Below are 3,099 nucleotides of genomic sequence, written 5' to 3'. Positions count from 1 at the left end.
CCCGACGACGTGCTGCGACGGAACTGACCCATGGGCTTCAAATGCGGCATCGTCGGCCTGCCGAACGTCGGCAAGTCGACCCTCTTCAACGCGCTGACGCAGACGGCGGCCGCCCAGGCGGCGAACTACCCGTTCTGCACCATCGAGCCGAATGTCGGCGAGGTGGCGGTGCCCGATCCGCGGCTCGATGACCTCGCCCGCATCGCCTCGTCGAAGGAGAAGATCCCGACGCGCCTGACCTTCGTGGACATCGCCGGCCTCGTGCGCGGCGCCTCCAAGGGCGAGGGCCTGGGCAACCAGTTCCTGGCCAATATCCGCGAGGTCGACGCCATCGCCCACGTGGTCCGCTGCTTCACGGACGGCGACGTCACCCACGTGGAGGGCAAGGTCGATCCGGCCGCCGACATCGAGACGATCGAGACCGAGCTGATGCTCGCCGACCTCGACAGCCTGGAGCGCCGCGCCGTCGCCCTGGAGAAGAAGGCCAAGGGGGCCGACAAGGAGGCCAAGGAGAGCCTCGACCTCGTCAACCGGGCGCTGCCGCTCCTGCGCGAGGGCAAGCCGGCGCGGCTGGTGGAGCGCAAGCCCGACGAGGAGAAGCTGTTCCAATCCCTCGGCCTGATGACCGCCAAGCCCGTCCTCTACGTCTGCAACGTCGATGAGCCCGACGCCGACAAGGGCAACGCCTATTCGGACGCGGTCTTCGCCCGCGCCAAGGCGGAGGGCGCCGTGGCGGTGGTGGTCTCGGCCAAGATCGAGAGCGAGATCGCCGTGATGCCCGAGGCCGACCAGGCGGAGTTCCTGGAGGCGGTGGGGCTCGCCGAGCCCGGCCTCAACCGGGTGATCCGCGCCGGCTACGACCTGCTCGGCCTCGTCACCTACTTCACGGTGGGCCCCAAGGAGGCCCGCGCCTGGACGATCACCAAGGGCACCCGTGCCCCCGGGGCGGCCGGGGTGATCCACTCGGATTTCGAGAAGGGCTTCATCCGGGCCGAGACCATCGCGTTCAAGGACTACACGGCGCTCAACGGCGAATCCGGGGCCCGGGACGCCGGCAAGCTGCGGCTGGAGGGCAAGGAGTACGTGGTGCAGGACGGCGACGTGCTGCACTTCCGCTTCGCCAACTGAGGCTCGGGTCGCGCTCAGCCCTGGGCGGCGCTGCGTCTTGGCGAGCGGAGCGAAGCGATCCAGGGCAGCGCGACATCGGTGAGCGTGGCGCTCCTGGATTGCTTCGCTCCCGCTCGCAAAGACGGCGATCCCGATCGCCCGCCCCACCGATCAACCAGACGAGCCCGCCATGCCCGATCCCGCCCTCGAGGATTTCGCCGTCGGCGACGTGATCGTCGGTGCGCCGCTCACCGTCACCCGCGACGCCATCGTGGGCTTCGCGCAGGCCTTCGACTTCCAGCCCTTCCACCTCGACGAGGCGGCGGCGGAAGGGACCTTCGCGGGCCGGCTGATCGGCTCGGGCTGGCACACGGCGGCTTTGGGCATGCGGCTGCTCCAGCAGGGACCGTTCAAGGGCGGTTCGTCGCTCGGCGCGCCGGGGATCGACGAGCTGCGCTGGCTCGCGCCGGTCCTGCCGGGGGACGCGCTGACGCTGACCTTCCGGGTCGCGGGAATCCGCGATTCGGCCTCCAAGCCCGGGCTCGGTTTCGTGACCGCCGAGGTCGCCCTCGGCAACCCGCGCGGCGAGACGGTGCTGACCCAGCGCTTCACCTTCATGCTGGCCCGCCGCGGCACCGATCCCCTGCCCCCGCGGCCGGTGGAGATCGGCGTGCCGGGACCGGTCGCCGAGCCGGAGGATGCCGAGATCCTGCCCTTCCTGCGGGATGCCGAGATCGGCGCCGTGCGGGAGCTGGGCGCCTATCCGTTCACCGCCGAGGCGATCATCGCGTTCGCCGAGGCCTACGATCCGCAGGCCTTCCACCTCGACCACGCGGCGGCCAAGCGCAGCCATTTCGGCGGCCTCTGCGCCTCCGGCTGGCACACGGCCGCCGCCTACATGAACCGGATGCTCACGACCCGCGCCCGCGACGCCGCCTACACGGCCACCCGCGGTCCGGTCCCGGAGGCGGGCCCCTCCCCCGGGTTCAAGAACCTGCGCTGGCTGAAGCCCGTCTACGCGGGCGACACGGTCCGGTTCAGCGCCAAGCTCACCGACAAGCGCGCCTCCGCCTCGCGGCCGGGCTGGGGCCTGGCCTTCGCCCGCAACACCGGGGTGAACCAGCGCGGCGAGCCGGTCTTCGCCTTCGACAGCGCGGTCTTCCACCGCTGGGAGCCCTGAGCGCACCGGGCCCGCTCCCGCGCGTTGACACCCCAGACACGGACGGGATCAGGCAGGCATGTATCAGAAGAAGCTCGGCAGCACGGGGCTGTTCGTCTCGGAACTCTGCCTCGGCACCATGACCTTCGGCGGCGGGGCCGGGATGTGGCGCCAGATCGGCGCCCTCGACCAGACGGAGGCCGGGCGCCTCGTCGGACGGGCGCTCGAGGCCGGGATCAACTTCATCGACACGGCCGACGTCTACGCGGAGGGGCTCTCGGAGCAGATCACCGGCCAGGCCCTGCGCGACCTCAAGGTCCCACGCGACAGCGTCGTCGTCGCCACCAAGGGCTACGGGCCGATGGGGTCGGGCGCGAACGCCAAGGGCGCCTCGCGCCTGCACCTGATCGACGCCTGCAAGGCGAGCCTCAAGCGGCTCCAGCTCGACCACATCGACCTCTATCAGGTCCACGGCTTCGACCCGGCGACGCCGATCGAGGAGCAGGTGCGCGCCCTCGACATCCTCGTCCAGCACGGCCACGTCCGCTACGTCGGCGTCTCGAACTGGGCGGCGTGGCAGATCGTGAAGGCGCTGGGGATCAGCGCGCGGGCCGGGCTCGCCCGCTTCGAGACCCTGCAGGCCTATTACTCCATCGCGGGTCGCGACCTGGAGCGGGAGATCGTCCCGATGCTGCGCTCGGAGGGGCTCGGCCTCCTGGTCTGGAGCCCGCTGGCCGGCGGCCTGCTCAGCGGCAAGTATGCCGGCGGCGCGGGGGAGGGCCGGCGCGCGAGCTTCGACTTCCCGCCGGTCGACCGCCCCCGGGCCGACGCCT

3 protein-coding genes are annotated in these 3,099 nt (G+C 71.3%); all 3 read left to right on the top strand.

The annotated features are described in order from the left end of the window. Nucleotides 1–30: 30 nt before the first annotated feature. Nucleotides 31–1,128, top strand: coding sequence for a redox-regulated ATPase YchF (ychF, locus tag I53_RS24610; RefSeq protein WP_043355673.1), 1,098 nt, complete (start codon nucleotides 31–33; stop codon nucleotides 1,126–1,128). Between the two features lie 169 nt (nucleotides 1,129–1,297). Beyond that, nucleotides 1,298–2,287 carry a MaoC/PaaZ C-terminal domain-containing protein gene (locus I53_RS24605; protein WP_043355671.1) on the top strand — a complete coding sequence of 330 codons (990 nt, stop codon included), beginning with the start codon at nucleotides 1,298–1,300 and terminating at the stop codon, nucleotides 2,285–2,287. A 58-nt stretch (nucleotides 2,288–2,345) separates the two neighbouring features. Further along, on the top strand, nucleotides 2,346–3,099 hold a 754-nt coding region (locus I53_RS24600; RefSeq protein WP_043355669.1), incomplete at its 3' end, for an aldo/keto reductase.

This window comes from Methylobacterium sp. B1, assembly GCF_000333255.1.
Classification (GTDB): domain Bacteria; phylum Pseudomonadota; class Alphaproteobacteria; order Rhizobiales; family Beijerinckiaceae; genus Methylobacterium; species Methylobacterium fujisawaense.
Note: the sequence above shows the minus strand (reverse complement) of the source record. Positions and strands in the feature narration are given on the sequence as shown.